Origin of the sequence: Saccharothrix saharensis, from assembly GCF_006716745.1 — a bacterium.
Taxonomy (GTDB): domain Bacteria; phylum Actinomycetota; class Actinomycetes; order Mycobacteriales; family Pseudonocardiaceae; genus Actinosynnema; species Actinosynnema saharense.
Genome location: NZ_VFPP01000001.1, coordinates 25,256 through 50,767 on the forward strand (window position 1 = coordinate 25,256; position 25,512 = coordinate 50,767).

Below are 25,512 nucleotides of genomic sequence, written 5' to 3' on the forward strand. Positions count from 1 at the left end.
TCCGACGACGGGAAGCTCGCCGTCGTCACGCGCGGCGCGGCGGGCCCGGGTGAGGTGACCGACCTGCCCGCGGCGGCTGTCTGGGGCCTGGTGCGGGCGGCCGAGGCCGAGCACCCCGGCCGGTTCGCGCTGGTCGACGTGGACCACGGCGGCGAGGTCCACGTGCCTGCCGACGAGTTCCAGGTGGCGGTCCGCGGTGGTCGGGTGCTCGCGCCGCGGCTCGACCGCGTGCCCGGATCGGCGGTCGCGCCCGACCTGGCCGGCACGGTGCTGATCACCGGCGGCACGGGCACGTTGGGCGTGCTGGTGGCCCGTCACCTGGTCACCCGGCACGGCGTCCGCCGACTGGTGCTGCTCAGCCGGAGCGGCGGTGAGGTGGTGGTCGAGGGCGCGGACGTGCGCGTCGTGGCGTGCGACGTGACCGACCGGGCGGCGCTGGCGGACGTGCTCGCGACCATCCCCGACCTGCGGGCCGTCGTGCACGCGGCCGGTGTGCTGGACGACGCCGTGGTGATGTCGTTGACCCCGGAACGACTGCACGCCGTGCTGCGGCCGAAGGTGGACGCGGCGTGGCACCTGCACGAGCTGACCCGTGACCTCGGTCCGGTCGCGTTCGTGCTGTTCTCGTCGGCGGCCGGTGTGCTCGGCGGCGCGGGCCAGGGCAACTACGCGGCGGCCAACGCCTTCCTCGACGCCCTCGCCGCCCACCGGCACGCCCTGGGCCTGCCCGCCGTGTCGCTGGCGTGGGGGCAGTGGGCGCAGGCGAGCGGGCTGACCGGCCACCTCACCGACGCCGACCAGCGCAGGTTGACGCGGTCCGGGGTCGTGCCGATGTCGACGGAGCACGCGTTGGCGCTGTTCGACGCGGCGTTGGCAGGCGGTGAGCCCGCGTTGGTGCCCGCCCGGCTCGACCTCACCGCGCCGTCGTTGCGCGGGTTGACGCGGCGGGCGCGTCGGATCGCGGACACCGGACTGGCGCACCGGCTCGCGTCGCTGTCCGAGGCCGATCAGCACGCCGCGGTGCTCGACCTGGTCCGCACGCACACGGCCGTCGTGCTGGGACGCACCGACGGGGTGGCCGCGCAACGCGCGTTCTCCGACCTCGGGTTCGACTCGCTGACGGCGGTGGAGCTGCGCAACCGGCTGGCCGGGGCACTGGGTGTGACGCTGCCCGCGACGCTGACGTTCGACCACCCGACGCCGAACGCGCTGGCGGCCCACCTGCGGGGCCTGCTGCTCGGCCGGGAACGGCCGACCACCGCGCCGGTCGCCGTGGCCGCCACCGACGATCCGATCGTGGTGGTCGGGATGGGGTGCCGGTTCCCCGGCGGGGTCGGTTCGGCGGCGGAGCTGTGGCGACTGGTCGCCGACGGCGTCGACGCGATCGGCGAGTTCCCGACCGATCGCGGGTGGGACCTCGACCGGCTGTACGACCCGGCGGGTGGACCCGGCACCAGCTACACGCGATCGGGTGGGTTCCTGCGCGACGCCGCTCGGTTCGACGCGGGGTTCTTCGGGATCTCGCCGCGCGAGGCGTTGGCCATGGATCCGCAGCAGCGGGTGTTGCTGGAGACCGCGTGGGAGACGTTCGAACACGCGGGGATCGACCCGACGTCGTTGCAGGGCAGCCACACCGGCGTGTTCACCGGCATCTGGTCGTCCGGGTACGGCGGTGGGGCCCAGCCGCCGGACCTGGAGGGCTACCTGTCGACCGGTACGGCGACGAGCGTGACGTCGGGGCGGGTGTCGTACTTGTTGGGGTTGGAAGGTCCGGCGGTGTCGGTGGACACGGCGTGTTCGTCGTCGTTGGTGGCGATCCACCTGGCGGCGCAGGCGTTGCGTTCCGGTGAGTGCGACCTGGCGCTGGCCGGTGGTGTCACGGTGATGGCGACGCCGTCCGGGTTCGTGGAGTTCTCGCGCCAGCGGGGGTTGGCGGCGGACGGGCGGATCAAGTCGTTCGCCGACGCGGCCGACGGCACCAGTTGGGCCGAGGGCGCCGGGTTGGTGTTGTTGGAGCGGTTGTCGGACGCGCGCCGCAACGGTCATCGGGTGTTGGCGGTCGTGCGGGGCAGCGCGGTGAACCAGGACGGTGCGTCGAACGGGTTGACCGCGCCGAATGGTCCGTCGCAGGAGCGGGTGATCCGTCAGGCTTTGGCGAACGCCGGGTTGTCGCCGTCCGATGTGGACGCTGTGGAGGCGCATGGTACGGGTACGACGTTGGGTGATCCGATCGAGGCGCAGGCTTTGTTGGCGACTTATGGTCGGGGTCGTTCGGAGCCGTTGTGGTTGGGGTCGGTGAAGTCGAACATCGGCCACACTCAGGCGGCGGCGGGCATCGCCGGCGTGATCAAGATGATCATGGCGATGCGGCACGGCACGCTCCCGCGCACGCTGCACGTCGACCTGCCCACCACGCACGTCGACTGGGCGGCGGGCGAGGTCCGGCTGCTCACCGAGACCACGCCGTGGCCTGCCGTCGACCGCCCGCGCCGGGCCGGGGTGTCGTCGTTCGGCATCAGCGGCACCAACGCGCACGTGATCCTCGAACAGGTGCCCGCCGAGCCGGTGGACGTGGCCGAGCCGGTGCCGTGGCTGTTGTCGGCGAAGTCGCCGGAGGCGGTGCGGGCGCAGGCGCGGCGGTTGCGGGACTTCGCCGATGACCCGTCAGTGGGTGCCGTGCTGGCGACACGTGCCCGGTTGCCCTACCGCATCGCACTGACCGATCGGAACAGCCTCGTGGCCGACCTCGACGCCGTGGCCCGCGGCGACGCGCCGATCGGTGAGGCCGGCACCGGGAAGACGGCGTTCGTGTTCTCGGGTCAGGGTGCGCAGTGGCGTGGTATGGGACGGCGGCTTCACGCGGCGTATCCGGTGTTCGCGGTGGTGTTGGACGAGGTGTGTGAGCGGCTCGGGTTGTCGTTGTGGGAGGTGGACCTGGATCAGACCCGGTTCACGCAACCCGCGTTGTTCGCGATCGAGGTGGCGCTGTACCGGTTGGTGGAGTCGCTGGGCGTGCGTCCCGACTACCTGGTGGGTCATTCCGTCGGTGAGATCGCCGCCGCGCACGTCGCGGGGGTGCTGACCCTGGACGACGCGTGTGCGTTGGTGTCGGCGCGGGGTCGGTTGATGCAGGAGTTGCCGACGGGCGGCGCGATGGTGTCGATCCGGGCCGGGGCCGCGGAAGTGGCGGAGACGCTGCCCGACGGCGTCTCGATCGCGGCCGTCAACGGGCCGGAGGCGGTGGTGATCTCCGGTGACGAGGACGCGGTGCTGGAGGCCGCGGACCTGTGGCGGACGTTGGGGCACGAGACGCGGCGGCTTTCGGTGAGCCACGCGTTCCACTCGGCGCACATGGAGCCGATGTTGGGTGAGTTCGCGCAGGTGGTGGCGGGGCTGACGTTCGGTCGTCCACAGATCCCGATCGTGTCCACGGTGTTGTCGGACCGTTCGAGTAGCGTGGAGAACAGGGATCCCCTGGGCGGGGACCCTTCCGCAGGCACGGTGTTCGATGCCGGGTACTGGGTGCGGCAGGCGCGGGAAGCGGTGCGGTTCGCGCAGGCCGTGGACTGGTTGCGCGAACGCGGTGTCACGGCGTTCCTGGAGATCGGGCCGCACCCCACGCTCGTGCCGACCGGTGTGATGCGGCGGGAGGACGATTCGCCGCGACGGTTGCTCGCCGCGCTCGGCAAGGTGTGGGTGGACGGCGCGGAGTGGACGTTGCCCGCCGCGCACGGTGACGTGCCGGCGTACGCGTTCCAGCGCGAGCGGTTCTGGTTGGTGCCCGCGGCGGCGACCGACGTCACCGGTGCCGGGCTCGGCGCGGTCGACCACCCGTTGCTGGGCGCGGTGGTGGAGTTGCCCGACGAGCAGGGCGTGGTGCTGACCGGGCAGCTCTCGCCGGCCGCGCAACCCTGGCTCGCCGAGCACACCGTGCTCGGCCAGGTCCTCCTCCCGGGCGCGGCGTTCGTGGAGCTGGCGTTGCGGGCGGGCGCGCAGGCGGGTTGCCCGGCGGTCGAGGAGTTGGCCCTGGAGACGCCGCTGGTGCTCGCCGGGCCGGTCGACGTGCGGGTCGCGGTCGGCGCCGACCGGACCGTCACGATCCACTCCAGGTCGGAAGGCCACTGGGTGCGGCACGCCACCGGCGTGCTCGGCACCGGTTCCGCGCCCGTCCCGTGGCACGAGCCCCACACCGAACCGGTGGACCTGGCCGGCTTCTACGAGTCGCTGGCCGACGCCGGGTTCGAGTACGGCCCGACGTTCCAGGGCTTGCGGGCCGTCCGACGGCACGGCGACGACCTCTACGCCGACGTCCACCTGCCCTCCGACGGCGACCGGTTCGCCCTGCACCCGGCCCTGCTGGACGCCGTGCTGCACGCCGTCACCATCGCCGACGACCGGCCCAAGCTGCCGTTCTCGTTCACCGGCGTCACGGTCTGGCGGACCGGGAGCACCACCGCGCGGGCGAAGGTCACCGCCACCGGGCCCGACACCTACCGGGTCAGCCTGGCCGGCCCGGGCGGTGAGCCGATCGCCACCGTCGACTCGCTGACCCTGCGCGCCCCGGCGGCGCCCCGGCCGCGCGACCTGCACCGACTCACCTGGCACGCCACCGAGATCGAACCGGCAGCGCACGACGACCGGCTCCACCACGCCACCGACCCGGTCGAGACGCTGGGCGCGGTGCAGGAGTTCCTGGCCGCGCCCGGTGACTCCCGGCTGGTCGTGGTGACCAGGGGTGCGGTGTCCGTGCGGGGTGAGGACGTGACCGACCTCCGCGCCGCCGCCGTGTGGGGCCTGGTGCGCTCGGCGTCGGCCGAGCACCCCGGGCGGTTCGTGCTGGTCGACACCGACGGGCCGCTGCCCGCCCTGGGCGATGAGCCGCAGGTGGCCGTCCGGGACGGGGAACTCCACGTGCCGCGCCTGGACCGCGCCGACGTCGCACCCCTGCCGTCCACGCTCAGCCCGGACGGCGCGGTGCTCGTCACCGGCGGCACCGGCGTGCTCGGCGCGGCGATAGCCCGCCACCTGGTCGCCCGCCACGGCGTCACGCGGCTCGTCCTGGCCAGCCGACGCGGGCCGGCCGCCCCCGGTGCCGAAGACCTCATCGGGGAACTGGCCGGGGCCGACGTCACGGTGGTGGCCTGCGACGTGGCCGACCGCGACGCCGTGGCCCGGCTCCTGGCCGAGCACCCCGTGACGTCCGTCGTGCACGCGGCCGGCGTGCTGGACGACGCGGTGGTGCAGTCGCTCGACCCCGAGCGGTTCGCGGCGGTCTGGCAGCCCAAGGCCGCCGCCGCGCTGCACCTGCACGAACTGGCCGGCGACCTGGAGGCGTTCGTGCTGTTCTCGTCGGTCGCGGGCGTGCTCGGCGCGCCGGGGCAGGCGAACTACGCCGCCGCCAACGCGTTCCTCGACGCCCTCGCCACCCACCGGCACGCCAACGGCCTGCCCGCGGTGTCCCTGGCCTGGGGGCACTGGGCGCAGACCAGCGGCATGACCGGCAAGCTCACCGAGACCGACCGGCGGCGGATGGCCAAGGCGGGCGTGCTGCCGATGACCACCGACGAGGCCTTGGCCCTGTTCGACGCCGCCCTCACCGCGGGCGAACCCGTGCTGGCGCCGGTCCGCCTGGACCGCCGCGCGACGCCCGCCCGCCCGAGCGACCCGACCCAGCCGACGCACGACGTGCTGGAGCTGGTCCGGCGCGCGGTCGCCCAAGTGCTCGGCCACGCGTCCACCGACGCCGTCGGCCCGCACCGCGCGTTCTCCGACCTCGGCTTCGACTCGCTCACCGCCGTGGAGCTGCGCAACCACCTCGACGCGGCGACCGGGCTGCGCCTGCCCGCCACGCTCACGTTCGACCACCCGACACCCGCCCGGCTGGCCGACCACCTGCGGGAACGGCTGGCCGAGACCACGCCCGACCCGCTGCTGGCCGAACTCGACCAGCTCAAGTCCGCGCTGGACCGCGCCGAGCACGCCGACCACGACGCCGTCGCGGCCCGCCTGGAAGCGCTGCTGGCCACGTGGACCGCCAAACGCGCCACACCCGAGGACGACCTGGACGACGCCACCGACAGCGAGCTGTTCAGCATCCTCGACGACGAGCACCGCCGGACCCAGGTCATCCGATCAGGCGAGTACCGCACCGCGGGGGAGCAACCGTGACGGCCGACGAAGACAAGCTCCGCAGTTACCTCAAGCGCGCCACCGCGGACCTGCGGGTGATGGGCAAGCGCCTGGCCGAGGTGGAGGAGGCCGCGCGCGAGCCGATCGCCATCATCGGCATGGGGTGCCGCTACCCGGGCGGCGTCGGGTCGCCCGACGACCTGTGGCGGCTGGTCGCCGACGGCGTGGACGCGATCGGCGACTTCCCGACCGACCGCGGCTGGGACGTCCCCTACGACCCGGACCCGGACAAGCCCGGCGCCACCTACGCGCGGTCGGGCGGCTTCCTGGCCGACGGCGCCGGGTTCGACGCGGGGTTCTTCGGGATCTCGCCGCGCGAGGCGTTGGCGATGGACCCGCAGCAACGGGTGCTGCTGGAGACCGCGTGGGAGACGTTCGACCACGCCGGCATCGACCCGACCGCGGTGCGCGGCAGCCGGACCGCGGTGTTCACCGGCGTGTGGTCCTCGGGCTACGCCGCCCAACCGCCGCCGGACCTGGAGGGCTTCCTGGCCACCGGCATCGCCACCAGCACCACCTCCGGCCGGGTGTCGTACCTGCTCGGCCTGGAGGGCGCGGCGGTGTCGGTGGACACGGCCTGCTCGTCGTCGCTCGTCGCGATCCACCTGGCCGCGCAGGCGCTGCGCGCGGGGGAGTGCACGATGGCGCTGGCCGGCGGCGTCACGGTCATGGCGACCCCGGCCGGGTTCGTGGAGTTCGCCCGGCAGCGCGGCCTCGCCCCGGACGGGCGGATCAAGTCGTTCGCCGACGCCGCCGACGGCACGAGCTGGGCCGAGGGCGCGGGCCTGGTCCTGCTGGAACGCCTGTCCGACGCGCGCCGCAACGGCCACCGCGTGCTCGCCGTCGTGCGCGGCAGCGCGGTGAACCAGGACGGCGCGTCCAACGGCCTGGCCGCACCCAACGGCCCGTCCCAGGAGCGCGTGATCCGGCAAGCCCTGGCGAGCGCGCTGCTGGAACCGTCGGACGTGGACGCGGTCGAGGCGCACGGCACCGGCACCACGCTCGGCGACCCGATCGAGGCGCAGGCCCTGCTGGCCACCTACGGCCAGGGCCGCGCCCAACCGCTGCGCCTGGGCTCGGTGAAGTCGAACATCGGCCACACCCAAGCCGCCGCCGGCATCGCGGGCGTGATCAAGATGGTGCAGGCGATGCGCCACGGCGTCCTCCCGCGCACCCTGCACGTCGACCGGCCCACCGACCACGTGGACTGGACGGCGGGCGACGTCACGCTGCTCACCGAGCCGACCCCGTGGCCGCACGCCGACCGGCCGCGCCGCGCGGGGGTCTCGTCGTTCGGCATCAGCGGCACCAACGCCCACGTCATCCTCGAGCACGTCCCGGCCGAGGAACCGTCCACAGCGGACGTCGACCTGCCGTGGCTGGTGTCCGCACGCACCCCGCAAGCCCTGGCCGCCCACGCCGAACGCCTCCAGGTGGTCGACGCACCCGCCCCGAACGTCGCCCGGGCCCTCGCCCGCCGCACCCACTTCGAGCACCGCGCCGTCATCCTGGACGACCACCGCGCCGGCCTGGCCGCACTGGCCGCCGGCCGGGACGCGCCCGGCCTGATCACCGGAGCGGTGGGCGTACCCGGCAAGACCGTCTTCGTGTTCCCCGGCCAGGGCGCGCAGTGGCCGGGCATGGGCCGCGAGCTGTACGCGTCGTCCGAGGTGTTCCGCGCCCACGTCGACGCCTGCGCCGAAGCCCTCGCGCCGCACGTGGACTGGTCGCTGGTCGACGTCCTGCGCGACGGCCCGCTCGACCGCGTGGACGTCGTGCAGCCCGCGCTGTTCGCCGTGATGGTGGCGCTGGCCGGGCTCTGGCGCGCGCACGGCGTCGTCCCGGACGCGGTCGTGGGCCACTCGCAGGGCGAGATCGCCGCCGCGCACGTCGCGGGCATCCTGTCGCTGGAGGACGCCGCGAAGGTCGTCGCGTTGCGCGCCAAGGCGTTGGTGGCGTTGGCGGGCCGGGGCGGCATGGTGTCCGTGGCGTTGTCGCCCGAGCGCGCCGCCGACTACCTGGAACGGTGGGCGGGCAGGCTCACCGTCGCCGTCGTCAACGCGCCCGGCACGGTCGTCGTCTCCGGCAACACCGACGACCTCGCCGAACTGGTCGCCGCGTGCGCCGCCGACGACATCCGCGCCCGCGCGCTCCCGGTCGACTACGCGGCCCACTCGGTGGAGGTCGAGGTCCTCCGCGACCGGCTGCGGCACGACCTGGCCGGCATCACGCCGCGACCCGCCGCGATCCCGCTGTACTCGACGGTCACCGGCGCGCCCGCCGCCGACCTGGACGCCGGGCACTGGTACCGCAACCTGCGCGAGCCGGTCCGGTTCGACCTGGCCACGCGCGCCCTGCTGGCGGCCGGGCACGGCGTGTTCGTCGAGGTCAGCCCCCACCCGGTGGTGACGTCCGCGGTCGAGCAGACGGCCGAGGACGCCGACGTCCTGGTCACCGGGACGCTGCGGCGCGACCAGCCGGACGGGTTCCGCGCGGCGCTGGCCCGCCTGCACGTCCGGGGCGTGCCCGTCGACTGGCCGTTCCCGGCCGGCCTCACGCCCGCGGAGCTGCCCGCCTACCCGTTCCAGCGGCAGCGGTTCTGGCTGCGCCCCACGACCGGGGAGACCGGCGACCACCCGCTGCTGACCACCGTGATCGACCTGCCCGACGGCGGCGCGGCCCTGTCCGGCAAGGTGTCGCCGTCCACCCACCCGTGGCTGGCCGACCACGCCGTGCGCGGTGCCGTGCTGCTGCCCGGCACGGTGTTCCTCGAACTCGCCGCCCACGCCGCCACGCAGGTCGGCGCACGGGCCGTGCACGAGCTGGTGCTGGAAACCCCGCTGGTCCTCGACCAGGACGGGGTGCGGCTCCAAGTGGTGGTCGGACCGCCCGACGACACCGGCCTGCGGCTCCTCTCCGTGCACTCGCACGCCGGCGAGTGGGTCCGGCACGCCACCGGCACGCTCGGCGACGCACCGGAACCCGCGTGGGACGGCCCGTGGCCGCCACCGGACGCCGAACCGCTCGACGTCACCCACCTCTACGACGCGTTCGCCGCCCTCGGCTACGACTACGGCCCCGCGTTCCAAGGCGTCACGGCCGCGTGGCGGGTCGGTGACGAGGTGCACGCCGAGGTGGAGGCACCCGCGGGGGAGCACTTCGCCCTGCACCCGGCCCTGCTCGACGCGGCCCTGCACCCGATGGCACTGCTGCACCCGGACGGCCCGGCCAAGCTGCCGTTCGCGTTCACCGGCGCGGTGCTGCGCCCCACCGACGCGCGCGTGCTGCGGGTGCGGCTGTCCGGCGGCCCCGACACGTACTCGGTCGCGCTCGCCGAACCGGACGGGACGCCGGTCGCCTCGATCGCGTCCCTGTCGGTGCGGGCTTTCGCCGACACCCCGGACGACCTGTTCCACCTCAGGTGGGTGCCGGTCAGCGGTGACCTCGCGGCCGAAACCCGCCACGACGTGGCCGAGCACCCCGGCGACACCCCCGAGCGGGCCTTGGCGGCGCTCCGCGAAGCCTTGAACGCCGTCCGAGGCCACCACGACCGGCTGGTGGTCGTCACGCGCAACGCGGTCGCCGCCGTCGCGGGCGACGTGGTCGACCCGGCCCACGCCGCGGTGTGGGGCCTGGTGCGGTCGGCCCAGGCCGAGCACCCCGGCCGGTTCGTGCTCGTGGACGCGGACGGCTCGTGGGACGGCACGGTGGCCGACGAGTCGGAGTTGGCCGTGCGCCGGGGCACCCTGCTCGCGCCCCGGCTCGGCCGGGTGGAGCGCGCGCTGACCCCGCCGGACGGGCCGTGGCGGCTGGAGGACGTCGGCACGGGCGGCATCGACGACCTGGCGCTCGTGCCGCGACCGGAGCTGACCGGACCGCTGGCCCCGGGACAGGTGCGCATCGCCGTGCGTGCCGCCGGGCTGAACTTCCGCGACGTGCTCATCGCGCTCGACGTGTACCCCGGCGAGGCGTTGATGGGCGGCGAGGCGGCGGGCGTCGTGCTCGACGTCGGGCCGGGCGTCGATCGGTTCCGGCCGGGCGACCGGGTGTTCGGCCTGGTGCCGGGCGCGTTCGGGCCGATCGCCGTCGCCGACCACCGGGTGCTCGCGCCGGTGCCCGAGGACTGGGCGTTCGCGCGGGCGGCCTCGGTGCCGGTGGTGTTCCTGACCGCCTGGTACGGCCTCGTGGACCTGGGCCGCGTGCGGCCGGGTGACCGGGTGCTCGTGCACGCGGGCACCGGCGGCGTCGGCATGGCCGCCATCCAGCTCGCCCGGCACCTGGGCGCGGAGGTCTTCGCCACCGCGAGCCCGGCCAAGTGGGACGTGCTGCGCGGCCTCGGCCTGGGCGACGACCACATCGCCTCCTCGCGGACGCTGGAGTTCGAGCAGGCCTTCCCGCCGGTGGACGTGGTGCTGAACTCGTTGGCCGACGGGTTCACCGACGCGTCGCTGAGGCTGCTCGCGCCCGGTGGCCGGTTCGTGGAGATGGGCAAGACCGACATCCGCGCCGACACCGGCGTCGACTACACCGCGTTCGACATCGCCGACGCCGGCCCCGAGCGGCTCGGCGCGATCCTGGCCGAGGTGCTGCGTGCCTTCGCCGACGGCGTGCTGACGCCGTTGCCGCTCGACGTCCGGGGCGTGCGCGACGCGGTCGACGTGTTCCGGCACATGAGCCAGGCGCAGCACATCGGCAAGATCGTGCTCGCCCTGCCCGCCGCCCTCGACGGCACGGTGCTGATCACCGGCGGCACCGGCACGCTCGGCCGGGCGGTGGCCGCCCACCTGGTCGCGCGGCACGGCGTGCGGCGGCTGGTGCTGGTCGGCCGCAGCGGCGGCGAAGCGCCGGAACTGGACGCGGACGTGCGCGTGGTCGCGTGCGACGTCTCCGACCGGGAGCAGGTCGCGGCGCTGGTGGCCTCGATCCCCGACCTGACGGCGGTCGTGCACGCGGCGGGCGTGCTGGACGACGCCGTGGTCACCGAGTTGACGCCCCGGCAGGTGGCCGACGTGTTCGCGCCCAAGGCGCGGGCCGCCTGGCACCTGCACGAGCTGACCCGCCACCTCGACCTGAGCGCGTTCGTGCTGTTCTCGTCCGCCTCCGGCGTGCTGGGCAGCCCGGGCCAGGCCAACTACGCCGCCGCGAACGCGTTCCTGGACGCCCTGGCCGTGCACCGACGTGCCCTCGGCCTGCCGGCCGTGTCGCTGGCCTGGGGTTACTGGGCGGAGGCGTCCGGCATGACCGGGCACCTCACCGACGCCGACCGGCACCGCCTGACCCGGGCCGGTGTCGTGCCGCTGACCACCGAGCACGCGCTGGACCTGTTCGACGCGGCGCTGGCCGCCGACCGGGCCGCCGTCGCGCCCGTCGCGCTGGACCTGCCCGCCCTCGCCCGCACACCCGTGCCGCCGTCGGCGTTGCGCGGGCTGGTGAGCCGCAAGCACGCCCGACGTCCCGCCCACCGGGGCGCGCTGGCCGACCGGCTGCGGTCACTGCCGGCAGCCGAGCAGGTGGCCGCGGTGCTCGACGTCGTCACGGCGAACACCGCCACGGTCCTGGGGCACGCCTCGCCGGACGCGATCGACACCCGGCAGCCGTTCAAGGACCTCGGCTTCGACTCGCTGACCGCCGTGGAGCTGCGCAACCGACTCGGCACGGCCACCGGCCTGCGGCTGCCCGCCACGGTGACGTTCGACCACCCCACACCCGCACGCCTGGCCGGGTTCCTGCGCGACGAGATCGTCGGTGCGCGTCCCGCCGTTGCCGAGCCGGTCGCGCGCCCGGTGGACGACGACCCGATCGTGATCGTCGGCATGGGCTGCCGCCTGCCCGGTGGGGTCGCGTCACCGGGTGACCTGTGGCGGTTGGTGTCGGACGGCGTGGACGCCATCACGGACTTCCCGACCGATCGTGGTTGGGACCTGGACCGCCTGTACCACCCCGATCCCGACCACGCGGGCACGAGCTACACCCGTTCCGGTGGGTTCTTGGCGGACGTGGCCGGGTTCGACGCCGACTTCTTCGGCATCTCGCCGCGTGAAGCGCTGGCCATGGACCCGCAGCAACGCGTGCTGCTGGAGACGGCCTGGGAGACGTTCGAGCACGGCGGCATCGACCCGACGTCGTTGCGGGGCAGCCGGACGGGCGTGTTCACCGGGATCTGGGCCTCCGGGTACGGCGCACCCGCCGAGGTCGAGGGGTACTTCGGCACCGGCGCGGCCACCAGCGTGGTGTCCGGCCGGATCGCCTACCTGCTCGGGTTGGAGGGCGTCGCGGTCTCCCTCGACACGGCCTGCTCGTCGTCGCTGGTCGCGCTGCACCTGGCCGCGCAGGCGCTGCGCACGGGCGAGTGCGACCTGGCGCTGGCCGGCGGCGTCACCGTGATCGCCACCCCGGTCGGCTTCACCGAGTTCTCCCGCCAGCGCGGCCTGGCCGCCGACGGCCGGTGCAAGCCGTTCTCCTCTTCCGCCGACGGCACGAGCTGGGGCGAGGGCGCGGGGTTGGTGTTGTTGGAGCGGTTGTCGGACGCGCGCCGCAACGGTCATCGGGTGTTGGCGGTGGTGGCGGGTTCGGCGGTGAACCAGGACGGTGCGTCGAACGGGTTGACCGCGCCGAACGGTCCGTCGCAGGAGCGGGTGATCCGCCAGGCCCTGGCGAACGCGGGTCTGACACCGTCCGATGTGGACGCCGTGGAGGCGCACGGCACGGGCACCTCGCTCGGTGACCCGATCGAGGCGCAGGCGTTGCTGGCGACCTACGGCCAGGACCGCGCCGAGCCGCTGTGGTTGGGGTCGGTGAAGTCCAACATCGGCCACACGCAGGCGGCGGCGGGCGTGGCGGGCGTGATCAAGATGGTCGAAGCCCTGCGGCACGGCCGCCTGCCGAAGACGCTGCACGTGGACGCGCCGACACCGCACGTGGCGTGGGACCGGGGCGACGTGCGGCTGCTCACCGAACCGGTGCCGTGGCCGGAGACCGGGCGTCCCCGGCGAGCCGCGGTGTCGTCGTTCGGGATCAGCGGGACCAACGCGCACGTCGTGCTGGAGCAAGCGCCCGACCAGGACGGCACGACCGCGGCCGGCGAGGTGCCGTGGCTGGTGTCGGCGAAGACCGGACCCGCGCTGCGGGAGCAGGTCCGCAGGCTCCGGGAGTTCGCGGCGGTCCACCCCGACGCGGTTGGCATCGGCCACGCCCTGGCCGGTCGCGCCCGGTTCCCGCACCGCGCGGCCGTCCTCGGCGGCGAGGTCGTCTCCGGGATCGCGGGCACACCGGACCGCACGGTGTTCGTCTTCCCGGGACAGGGCGCGCAGTGGGTCGGCATGGGCCGGGACCTGTACGCGGCCGAGCCGGTGTTCCGGGACGCGATCGACGAGTGCGAGCGGGCCCTGTCGCCGCACGTCGACTGGTCGCTGGTCGACGTCCTGGGCGGCGGGTCGCTGGACCGGGTCGACGTGGTGCAGCCCGCGCTGTTCGCGGTGATGGTGGCGCTGGCCCGGTTGTGGCGGTCGGTCGGCGTCGAGCCGGACGTCGTCGTCGGCCACTCGCAGGGCGAGATCGCCGCCGCGCACGTCGCCGGCGCGTTGTCGCTGGCGGACGCCGCCCGGGTCGTCGCGCTGCGGAGCAAGGCACTCGTCGCGATCTCGGGCCGGGGCGGCATGGTGTCGCTCGGCCTGTCCGCCGAGCAGGCCACCGACCACCTGGCGCGGTGGGGCGGGCGGCTGACCGTCGCGGTCGTCAACGCCCCCGGCTCGGTGGTCGTGTCCGGCGACGACGACGCGCTGGACGAGCTGCTGGCCGGTGCCGGCGACATCCGCGCCCGTCGCCTGCCGGTGGACTACGCCGCCCACTCGGCACAGGTGGAGGCCATCCGCGACCGGCTGCTGGCCGACCTCGCCGACATCACGCCGACGTCCGGCACGGTCCCGTTCCACTCCGCGGTGACCGGTGAGGTGGTCGACACCGCCGGGCTCGACGCCGGTTACTGGTACCGCAACCTGCGCGAGCCGGTGCTGTTCGAGCGGGCGGCCCGCGCGGTGGCGGCCAGCGGCTCGCCGGTGTTCGTGGAGGTCAGCCCGCACCCGGTGCTGACACCGGCGTTGGCGGAGCTGGACGCGACGGCCGGTGGCACGTTGCGCCGCGACCGCGGCGGGCGGGACGAGTTCCTGGCCGCCGCCGCACGGCTGTTCGTGCTCGGCGTGGACGTCGACTGGGGCGTGGCATCCACCGCGCCGGCCGGCCTGCCGACGTACCCGTTCCAGCGGGAGCGGTTCTGGCTGGCGCCCGGTGGTTCCGGTGACGTGACCGGCGCGGGCCTGGACCCGGTCGACCACCCGCTGCTCGGCGCGTCCGTGGAGCTGCCCGGCGACCGGGCCGTGGTGCTGACCGGCACGGTGTCGACGGACACCCACCCGTGGCTGGCAGACCACGCGGTGCTCGGGACCGTGCTGCTGCCCGCGGCGGCGTTCGTGGAGCTGGTCGCGCACGCCGCGGGCGTGGTCGGGTGCGCGGCGGTCGAGGAAGTCGTCCTCGAAGCGCCCCTGGTGCTCGACGCTCCGGTGCGGGTGCAGGTCGTCGTGGGCGTGGCGGACGGGACGGGCCGCCACCCGGTGGAGGTCCGCTCCCGGGGACAGGACGACTGGGTGCGGCACGCCACCGGCACGCTCGCCGTCGAACCGGTCACCGCCCCGGCCTTCCCGACGAGCTGGCCGCCGCCCGGCGCACGACCCGTCGACGTGGTCGACCTGTACGACGTGCTGGCCGGCGCCGGGTACGAGCACGGTCCCGCGTTCCAAGGCGTGCGGGCGGTGTGGCGTGCGGGTGGCGAGGTGTTCGCCGAGGTCGCGGTGGACGACGGCGGCCGGTACGGCGTGCACCCCGCGTTGCTGGACGCGGCGCTGCAACCGCTGGCGTTGTCGGCCGGAGCAACCGGCACCGACACGACCGGCGGGGTGCGGCTGCCGTTCTCGCTCCACGGGATCACGGTCCACCGCGCGGGTGCGTCGACCGCCCGGGTGAGGCTCGCGGGCACGCCGCAGGGCTACTCGGTCGCGCTCGCCGACGACTCCGGCGCGCCCATCGCCACGATCGGCTCGGTCACCACCCGCCCGATGGCGCGGCAGGCCGACGACGCCCTGTTCGAGCTGGACTGGATCCGCCGTGACGGCGGCACGACCGCACCCGACCGGGTCGTGGCACCGCGTTCGGTCGAAGAAGCGCTGGAGCTGCTCCAGGGGTTCCTGGCCGAGGACGGTGACGCCCGCCTGGTCGTGCACACCCGCAACGCGATGGCGGTGGCACCCGGCGACCACGTGGACGACCTCGACGGCGCGGCCGTGTGGGGGCTGGTCCGCGCCGCGCAGGCCGAACACCCCGGCCGGGTCGTGCTGGTGGACACCGACGACTCGCCGCCGGTCCTCCTGGACGACGAGGACCAGGTGGCCGTCCGCCGTGGCGTGGTCCACGTGCCGCGGCTCGTCCGGGCCACCGCGCACGCGGACGTCACCGGCTCGCTCGTGCCGCCGGCCACCGGGAACCTGGACGACCTCGTGCTCGCCGAGACCGACGAAGTCCCGTTGCGGCCGCACGAGGTCCGCGTGCGGGTGCGGGCGGCCGGGATGAACTTCCGGGACGTCCTGATCGCCCTCGGCGTCTACCCCGGCCCGGCGACGCTCGGCAGCGAAGGCGCGGGTGTGGTCACCGAGGTGGGCTCGGACGTCACCGGCCTGCGTCCCGGTGACCGCGTGCTCGGCCTGCTGTCCGGCGCTTTCGGACCGCACGCGGTCGCCGACCACCGGGTGGTGGTGCCCGTGCCCGACGGCTGGACGTTCAGCCGGGCCGCCGCCGTCCCGGTGGCGTTCCTGACCGCCTGGTACGGCCTGGTCGACCTCGGCGGCCTGCGCCCGGGCGACCGGGTGCTCATCCACTCCGGCGCGGGCGGTGTCGGCCTGGCCGCCATCCAGCTCGCCCGGCACCTGGGCGCGGAGGTGTTCGCCACCGCGAGCCCCGGCAAGTGGGACGTGCTGCGCCGTTCGGGCGTGCCCGACGACCACATCGCCTCCTCGCGCACGCTGGAGTTCGAGCAGCGGTTCCCGCGCGTGGACGTGGTGCTGAACTCGTTGACCGGCGAGTTCACCGACGCGTCGCTGCGACTGCTGGCCGACGGCGGCCGGTTCGTGGACATGGGCAAGGCCGACCCGCGGGACGTTCCCGGCTACCGGGCGTTCGACCTGGCCGAAGCGGGCCCGGAACGGCTCGGCAAGGTGCTGGCCGAGGTCGTGCGGCTGCTCGTGGCAGGCGTGCTCCACCCGTTGCCGATCACGGCCTGGGACGTCCGGCGCGCGCCGGAGGCGTTCCGGCACATGAGCCAGGCCGGGCACGTCGGCAAGATCGTGCTGACCGTGCCCGCGCCGCTCGACCCCGACGGCACCGTGCTGATCACCGGAGGCACGGGCACGCTGGGCGGGCACGTCGCCCGGCACCTCGCCGCCGCGCACGGCGTGCGGAAGCTCGTGCTGGTGAGCCGGTCCGGGGCCGCGCCGGTCATCGACGGCGCGGACGTCACCGCAGTCACGTGCGACGTCCGCGACCGGCAGGCGCTGGCCGAGGTCGTGGCGGGCATCCCCGACCTCACCGCCGTGGTCCACGCGGCCGGCGCGCTGGACGACGGCGTGATCGGGTCGCTGACCCCCGAACGGCTCGCCGGCGTCCGCGCCGCGAAGGCCGACGCCGCCCACCACCTGCACGAGCTGACCCGCCACCTGGACCTGAGCGCGTTCGTGCTGTTCTCCTCGGCCGCCGGGGTCCTGGGCAGCGCGGGCCAGGGCAACTACGCCGCCGCCAACGCCTACCTCGACGCCCTGGCCGAGCACCGCCGCGGGCAGGGCCTGCCCGCGGTGTCCGTGGCGTGGGGGCAGTGGGCGCAGGCCAGCGGCCTGACCGGACACCTGGACGACGGCGACCACCGCCGCCTCGCGCGGTCCGGGGTCGTGCCGCTGTCCACCGGGCACGGCCTGGCCCTGTTCGACGCCGCCCTCACCGCACCCGAGCCGACCCTGGTGGCCGCCGGGCTGCGCGTGTCCGCCCTGGGCGACCGGCCGGTGTTGCGCGCGTTGACGCGCCGCCGACCCGCACGCACGTCAGGTCTGGCACGGGACCTCACCGCGCTGCCCGAAGCCGAGCAGCGCGCTGCCCTGCTGGAGCTGATCACCACGCACAGCGCGGCCGTCCTCGGCCGCACCGACGGGGTCGACGCCGACCGGGCGTTCTCCGACCTCGGCTTCGACTCGCTGACGGCGGTGGAACTGCGCAACCGGCTGGCCGCGGCCGTCGGCGTACGGCTGTCCGCGACCATGACGTTCGACCACCCCACCCCGACGCGCCTGGCCGATCACCTGCGGGAAGTGCTGCTCGGGACGGCCCGGCGGACCGTCGCGCCGGTGGCCGTGCCCAGCGGCGACGACCCGATCGTGATCGTCGGCACGGGGTGCCGGTTCCCCGGCGGCGTGACGTCGGCGGCGGACCTGTGGCGGCTGGTGTCCGGGGGAGTGGACGCGATCGGCGACTTCCCCGCGGACCGCGGTTGGGACGTGGCCCGGCTGTACGACCCGGACGGCGGACCCGGCACCACCTACACCAGGTCCGGCGGGTTCCTGGCCGACGTCGGCGGGTTCGACGCGGCGTTCTTCGGGATCTCGCCGCGTGAGGCGTTGGCGATGGACCCGCAACAGCGGTTGGTGCTGGAGACGGCGTGGGAGACGTTCGAGCACGCCGGCATCGACCCGACGTCGTTGGCGGGCAGCCGGACCGGCGTGTTCACCGGTAGCTGGGCGTCCGGGTACGCGGGCGGCGTGGACCAGGTGTCCCGGGACGTCGAGGGTTACCTGGCCACCGGTACGGCGACGAGCGTGACGTCGGGGCGGGTGTCGTATGTGTTGGGGTTGGAAGGTCCGGCGGTGTCGGTGGACACGGCGTGTTCGTCGTCGTTGGTGGCGATCCACCTGGCGGCGCAGGCGTTGCGTTCCGGTGAGTGCGACCTGGCGCTGGCCGGTGGTGTCACGGTGATGGCCACCCCGGCGAGCTTCGTGGAGTTCTCCCGGCAGCACGGCCTGGCCGCCGACGGACGTGCCAAGTCGTTCGCCGCGGCGGCTGACGGCACCAGTTGGGGTGAAGGTGCCGGGTTGGTGTTGTTGGAGCGGTTGTCGGACGCGCGCCGCAACGGTCACCGGGTGTTGGCGGTGGTGGCGGGTTCGGCGGTGAACCAGGACGGCGCGTCGAACGGGTTGACCGCGCCGAACGGTCCGTCGCAGGAGCGGGTGATCCGTCAGGCTTTGGCGAACGCCGGGTTGACACCGTCCGATGTGGACGCTGTGGAGGCGCACGGTACGGGTACGACGTTGGGTGATCCGATCGAGGCCCAGGCCTTGTTGGCGACTTATGGTCGGGATCGTTCGGAGCCGTTGTGGTTGGGGTCGGTGAAGTCGAACATCGGCCACACGCAGGCGGCTGCGGGCGTGGCGGGCGTGATCAAGATGGTCGAAGCCCTGCGGCACGGCGTGCTGCCGAAGTCGTTGCACGTGGACGAGCCGACCCCGCACGTGCAGTGGCAGCACGTCCGGCTCCTCGGCGAGGCGCGGCCGTGGCCCGCCGTCGACCGCCCGCGCCGGGCCGGCGTGTCCGCGTTCGGGATCAGCGGTACGAACGCGCACGTGATCCTCGAACAGGTGCCCGCCGAGCCGGTGGACGTGACCGAGTCGGTCCCGTGGCTGCTGTCCGCCAAGACCCCGGACGCCCTGCGCGCCCAAGCCCGCCGCCTGCGTGACTTCGCGGACGACCCGGCGGTCGGCGCGGCCCTCGCGTCCCGGACCCGGTTCCCCTACCGGGCCGCCCTCACCGATCCGACGACGATCCTGGCCGACCTGGACGCGGTGGTCGACGCCCCGATCGAGAGAGCCCGGAACGGCAAGACGGCGTTCGTGTTCTCGGGTCAGGGTGCGCAGTGGCGTGGTATGGGACGGCGGCTTCACGCGGCGTATCCGGTGTTCGCGGTGGCGTTGGACGAGGTGTGTGAGCGGCTCGGGTTGGCGTTGTGGGAGGTGGACCTGGATCAGACCCGGTTCACGCAGGGGGCGTTGTTCGCGATCGAGGTGGCGCTGTACCGGTTGGTGGAGTCGCTCGGGATGCGTCCCGACTACCTGGTGGGTCATTCCGTGGGTGAGATCGCCGCCGCGCACGTCGCGGGGGTGCTGACCCTGGATGACGCGTGTGCGTTGGTGTCGGCGCGGGGTCGGTTGATGCAGGAGTTGCCGGCGGGCGGCGCGATGGTGTCGATCCGGGCCGCGGAGGCGGAGGTCGTGCTGGTTGACGGTGTCTCGATCGCCGCGGTCAACGGACCCGATTCGGTGGTGATCTCCGGTGACGAGGACGCGGTGCTGCGGATCGCCGAGGTGTGGCGGGAACGCGGGCGCGAGACCCGGCGGCTTTCGGTGAGCCACGCGTTCCACTCGGCGCACATGGAGCCGATGTTGGCGGAGTTCGCGCAGGTGGTGGCGGGGCTGACGTTCGGTTATCCACAGATCCCGATCGTGTCCACGGTGTTGTCGGACCGTTCGAGTAGCGTGGAGAACAGGGATCCCCTGGGCGGGGACCCTTCCGCGGGCACGGTGTTCGATGCCGGGTACTGGGTGCGGCAGGCGCGGGAAGCGGTGCGGTTCGCGCAGGCCGTGGACTGGTTGCGCGAACGCGGTGTCACGGCGTTCCTGGAGATCGGGCCCCACCCCACGCTCGTGCCGACCGGTGTGATGCGGCGGGACCACGACGAGCCCGGACGCGTCCTCGCCGCCCTCGGTCGGCTCTGGGAACAGGGCGCGGACTGGCGGCCACCGGCACCGCGCGCCCACCTGGACCTGCCCGCGCACCCGTTCCGGCACGAGCGGTTCTGGTTGGTGCCGAGCGTGCCGGCGGACGTAGCCGGGGCGGGGCTCGACCCGGTGGACCACCCGTTGCTGCGGGCCGCGGTGAAGCTGCCGGACGGGCAGGGCGTGGTGCTGACCGGCGTGCTGGCGGCGACCACGCACCCGTGGCTGGCCGAGCACACCGTCCTCGGCACGGCCCTGCTCCCCGCGACCGGGTTCGTGGAACTGGCCCTGCACGCGGGAGGGCACGTCGGCTGCCCGGTGCTGGCCGAACTCGTCCTCGAAGCACCGCTGCCGCTGCAGGACACCACGCACGTCCAGGTCACCGTCGGCGCGCCGGACCCCACCGGCCGACGCGCCGTCACCCTCCACTCCCGCACCACCACCGACCCGGACGACTGGACCCGCCACGCCACCGGAGCCCTGGTCCCCGAACCGGCCACCCCGCCCGGCGGGCCCACCACCTGGCCGCCCGCCGGCGCCACCCCGGTCGACATCACCACCCTCTACGACACGCTCGCCGACGCGGGCTACGACTACGGCCCCACGTTCCGGGGCCTGCGCGCCATCTGGCGGCACGGCGACGACCTGCACGCCGAGGTCGCCTTCCCGGCCGACCACGCCCACCTGTCCGGCTACGGCCTGCACCCGGCCCTGCTGGACGCGGCGATCCAGCCGCTCACCCTGCTCACCGGCATCACCGCCGAGGTCGACGGACCCGGCCAGGGCCTGGCCCGGCTGCCGTTCTCGTTCTCGGGCGTGTCGATCACCGGCACGGCCACCACCCTGCGGGTCGTGCTGTCGCCCACCGCGCCGGACACCTACGCGATCCGCGTCACGGACACCGCCGGCACACCGGTCGCGAGCGTCGACTCGCTCGTGCTGCGCCCGGTCGAACTGGGCGGCCTCGCCGTCACCCGACACCCGGACTCGCTGTTCGCCCTCGACTGGACGCCGGTGCCGCTCACCGACGCGCCGGACGTGCCGGCCCGGTCGCGGGAGCTCGCGGCGACCGGCGCGGACCCGGTCGAGCGGACCCACGCCCTCACCCGCCAAGTGCTGGCCGACGTGCAGCGGGCGCTGGCCGACGACACCCGGCTGGTGATCGTCACCCGGATCGACGACCTGCCGTCCGCGGCGGCCCAGGGCCTGGTCCGCAGTGCGCAGGCCGAGCACCCCGGCCGGTTCCTGCTGGTCGAGCACGACGGCACGGAGGCGTCCCGCGAGGCGCTCCCGGCCGCCGTCCGGACCGCGTTCGCCCAAGCCGAACCGCACCTGCGGCTCCACGACGGCACGCCGCTGGCCCCGAGGCTGACCAAGGCCGACCGGGACGTCGCACCCCGCCCGCTGCGCGGCACCGCCCTGATCACCGGCGGCCTGGGCGTCCTCGGCGGCCTCACCGCACGCCACCTCGTCACCGCGCACGGCGTGCGGCACGTGGTGCTGGTCGGCCGGCAGGGCGACGCGACCCCCGGCGCGGCCGAACTCCGGGCCGAGCTGGCCGAACTCGGCGCGACCACCACCGCGGCCGCGTGCGATGTCGCCGACCGGGACGCGCTCGCCGCGCTGCTGGCCACGATCGACGACCTGCGCGTGGTCGTGCACACCGCCGGGGTCGTGGACGACGCCGTGATCGCGAGCCTCACCCCGGACCGGCTGGCCGCCGTGCTGCGGCCCAAGGTCGACGCGGCCTGGCACCTGCACGAGCTGACCCGCGACCTGGACGCGTTCGTGCTGTTCTCGTCCGCGGCGGGCGTGCTGGGCAGTCCCGGGCAGGCCAACTACGCGGCGGCCAACGCGTTCCTGGACGCGCTGGCCCGCCACCGGCACGCGGCCGGGCTGCCCGCCGTGTCGCTGGCGTGGGGACAGTGGGCGCAGGACAGCGGCATCACCGGCCGCCTGACCGAGGCCGACCGGCTCCGGCTCGCCCGAGCCGGCCTCCACGCCCTGCCGACCGACCGGGCGCTGGCGTTGTTCGACCTCGGCCTGGCCGCCGGCCCGCCCGTGCTGGTGCCCGCGCACCTGGACCCGGCCACGGCCCGCACGCCGTTGCTGCGCCGCGAGCGGTCACCGCGCGCGAAGGCGCCGGCGGTCACCCCGTCCGACCTGATCGGCCGCCTCGCCGCACTGGCCGAACCCGAGCAGCGCGCCCTGCTGCTGGAGGTGATCAACACGCACAGCGCGGCCGTCCTCGGCCACACCACGCCGCTCACCGCCGACCCGCAGCAGGCGTTCCGCGACCACGGCGTGGACTCGCTGACCGCGATCGAGCTGCGCAACCGGCTCAACGCGGCCACCGGTCTGGAGCTGGCGGCCACCGCCGTGTTCGACTTCCCCACGCCCGCCCAGCTGGCCAACCACCTCTACGGGCAGCTGCGCGGCACGGCCAACCGGGAACCCGGACCGCTGGAAACCCTGCTGCGCAAGGCGATCGACGTCGACCGCGCGCGCGACGGCGTCGACCTGCTGGCGGCCGCGGCCCGCCTCGGCCCGCTCGCCGACCGACCCGACGTCACGCCGGTCAAGCTCACCACCGGGTTCGTGCCGCCCGCGCTGGTCTGCCTGCCGTCCGCCCTGGCGTTCACCGGCGTGGAGGAGTACGCGCGGTTCGCCGCCGCCCTGGAGGCGATGCGGGACGTGGTCGCCGTGCCGCTGCCCGGCTTCACCGGCGGCCCGCTGCCCGCCACCGCCGAGGCGCTGGTGGACGCGCTGACCGACGCGGTCGCCGACGCGGCGCCGGGGGAGTTCGCGCTGGTCGGCCGCTCGGTCGGGGCGTGGCTCGCCCGTGCCGTCGCGGGCCGCCTCGAAGCACGCGGCGTGACACCGGCCGCGGTCGTGCTGATCACGCCCACCGACGGCCCCGCCCTCGCCGGCGTGCTCGACCCCGAGCACCAGGTCCACCCCGTCGACGACGACCGGCTGGTCGCCATGGGCCACTACCTGGACCTGGCCCGGCGGTGGCGGCCGGCGCCGACCACCGCGCCGGTGCTGCACGTCGGCACCGCGCACGAACGACCACCGTCCGGACAGGAGTCGGTGGTCGTCCCGGGCGACCACTTCTCCCTGCTGGAACAGCACTCCGCCGCCACCGCGCTGGCGATCAGCAGCTGGCTCACGGACTTCCGCGGGTACGGCGCCGGGTTGTCCGAACTGAGGGAAAGGGACGTCCATGATCTGGGATGACGTGTTCATCGGCGGCACCGGCCGACACCTGCCGCCGCGCACGCAGGCGACGGACGCCGTGCCCGACACCGACACCATGCGCCGGCTGCTCGCGCTGTCCGACTTCACCTCGTTCACCCGCAGCGACGACCTCACCGAGCACGCCATGGCGGTCCGGGCGGCGATCGGCGCGCTGAGGCAGTCCGGGCTGACCGGCGCGGACATCGCCATGGCCGCCTACGCCCAGATGGACCACCAGGACCACATGGCGTCCTCGTGCCACCTCCAGCGCGTCCTCGGCCTCGGCCACGCCCTGGTCTACGAGGTGGAGGCGACCAGCAACGGCGGCTCGGCCGCGCTCCAGGCCGCCGCCGCCCACCTCGTCGCCGACCGGTCCGCCACCGCCACCCTGGTCACCGCGACCGCCCGGTTCCTGCCGCCGCGCTGGGAGCGCTGGCAGCCCACCGTCGGCATCTTCCTCGCCGACGGCGCGGCGGCGGCCGTGCTCACCCGCGACGGCGGCCGGGCCCGCCTGGTCGCCACCGCCAACAGCTCCGCCACCCAGATGGAGGTGCTCGCCACCCCGTCCATCCCCGACCCGCTGGGCCACCGCAACCGCACGCCCATCGAGGTCACCGGCCTCGCGCCCTACCTCACGCTGATGAGCGAGGCGCTGGTCGGCGCGGTCGAGCAGGCCGCGAAGGAGGCCAACGTCGCGATCACGGACATCACCCGGTTCGTGATCACCGGCCTGGGCCTGGCGCAGCTGCAGGTGGTCGTGCTCGAACCGCTCGGCATCGACCTGGACCGCACCACCTGGCCGTTCCTGCGCGAGCTCGGCCACGTCGGGCCGTGCGACCAGCTGCTCGGCGTCGACCACCTGCTCAACGACGCCGACCTGAACCCCGGCGACACCATCATGGTCATCGGCCTGGGCATGGGCTCCCGCTTCACCGCCGCCCTGCTGGAGGTCACCGAACCGCCCCGGCGCGGCACGACGTTCGTGGAGCAGGCCGTCGAGATCCCGGCCGTCGAGCGGTACACCCTCGACCCGGCCGGCGGCGACATCTTCGGCGAGGCCGCCCGGCTGCGCGAACGCGGCCACACCACGCCCGTCGAGCTGCCCGGCGGCGTCGGCGCGTGGGCGGTCACCGGCCACGACGCCGTCAAGGCAGTGCTGCTCGACCCGAACGTCTCCAAGGACGCCAACCGGCACTGGCCCGCGTGGCGCAACGGCGAGATCCCCCCGGACTGGCCGTTGATCATGTGGGTGGCGATGAAGAACATGTTCACCGCCTACGGCGAGGACCACGCCCGGTTGCGCAAGCTGGTCGCCAAGGCGTTCACCGCCCGGCGCATCGACGCCATGCGCCCCCGGGTCGAGGCCATCACCGCCGAGCTGGTCGACCGGCTCGCCGCCGTGCCCCGCGGCGCGGTGGTCGACCTGCGCGCCGAGTTCGCGTTCCAGCTCCCGATCCGGGTGATCAGCGGCCTGTTCGGGCTGTCCGAGCGGACCGGTGCCGACCTGCGCCGCCTGGTCGAGGCCGTGTTCAGCCTCGACGCCGACCCCGACGGCGTGCAGGGCGCGTCCGCCGAGCTCTACATGCTGCTCAAGGGCCTGGTCGCGGAGAAGCGCGCCAACCCCGGCGACGACATGACCACCGACCTGATCACGGCCCGCGAGGAGGACGGCAGCAGGCTCAGCGAGCAGGAGCTGCTGGACACGCTGCTGCTGACCATCAGCGCGGGCTTCGAGACCACGGTCAACCTGCTCGACAGCGCCGTCCACGCGCTGGCCACGCACCCGACCCAGCTCGACCTCGTCACCACCGGCGCGAGCACGTGGGACGACGTGGTCGACGAGACGCTGCGCTGGCAGGCGCCCGTGCCGAACCTGCCGCTGCGGTACGCGGTGGAGGACGTCGAGGTGGACGGCGTGCCGATCGCCAAGGGCGAGGCGATCCTGGTGTCGTTCGGCGCGGCCGGCCGCGACCCGGCCCGGCACGGCGCGAACGCCGAGGAGTTCGACGTGACCCGGCCGTCCCGGCGCGACCACCTGGCGTTCGGCCACGGCGTGCACTACTGCCTGGGCTCGCCGCTGGCGCGGACCGAGGCCACGGTGGCGTTGCGCGCGCTGTTCGAGCGGTTCCCGAACCTTCGGCTCGCCGTGCCGCCGGCCGAACTGGAACCGTTGGGGTCGTTCTTCACCAACGGGCACAAGACGCTGCCCGTGGTGCTGGAGGAGGACTGA

The 25,512-nt window shown here is 74.6% G+C and carries 3 protein-coding genes (1 of these 3 running past the window's edge); all 3 read left to right on the forward strand.

Annotated elements, in window-relative coordinates:
• Tightly spaced (each overlapping or abutting the next), the 3 genes in view from FHX81_RS41615 to FHX81_RS42765 form a layout consistent with a single transcriptional unit that may run on beyond the window.
• Positions 1 to 6,168, forward strand: the 3' portion of a protein-coding gene (locus FHX81_RS41615; protein WP_281291709.1) for a type I polyketide synthase. It extends 16,044 nt beyond the left edge of the window; only the last 6,168 of its 22,212 coding nucleotides appear in the window; its start codon lies off the left edge, out of view; its stop codon occupies positions 6,166 to 6,168.
• Positions 6,165 to 23,282 (forward strand): type I polyketide synthase, encoded by a 17,118-nt coding sequence (locus FHX81_RS41620; protein ID WP_281291710.1) that lies wholly within the window; start codon positions 6,165 to 6,167, stop codon positions 23,280 to 23,282. The genes FHX81_RS41615 and FHX81_RS41620 overlap by 4 nt, the downstream gene beginning before the upstream one ends.
• The gene (locus FHX81_RS42765; RefSeq protein ID WP_141974615.1) at positions 23,269 to 25,512 is read left to right on the forward strand and encodes a cytochrome P450; all 2,244 of its coding nucleotides are present in this window, start codon (positions 23,269 to 23,271) and stop codon (positions 25,510 to 25,512) included. Before FHX81_RS41620 ends, FHX81_RS42765 begins: the two co-directional genes overlap by 14 nt.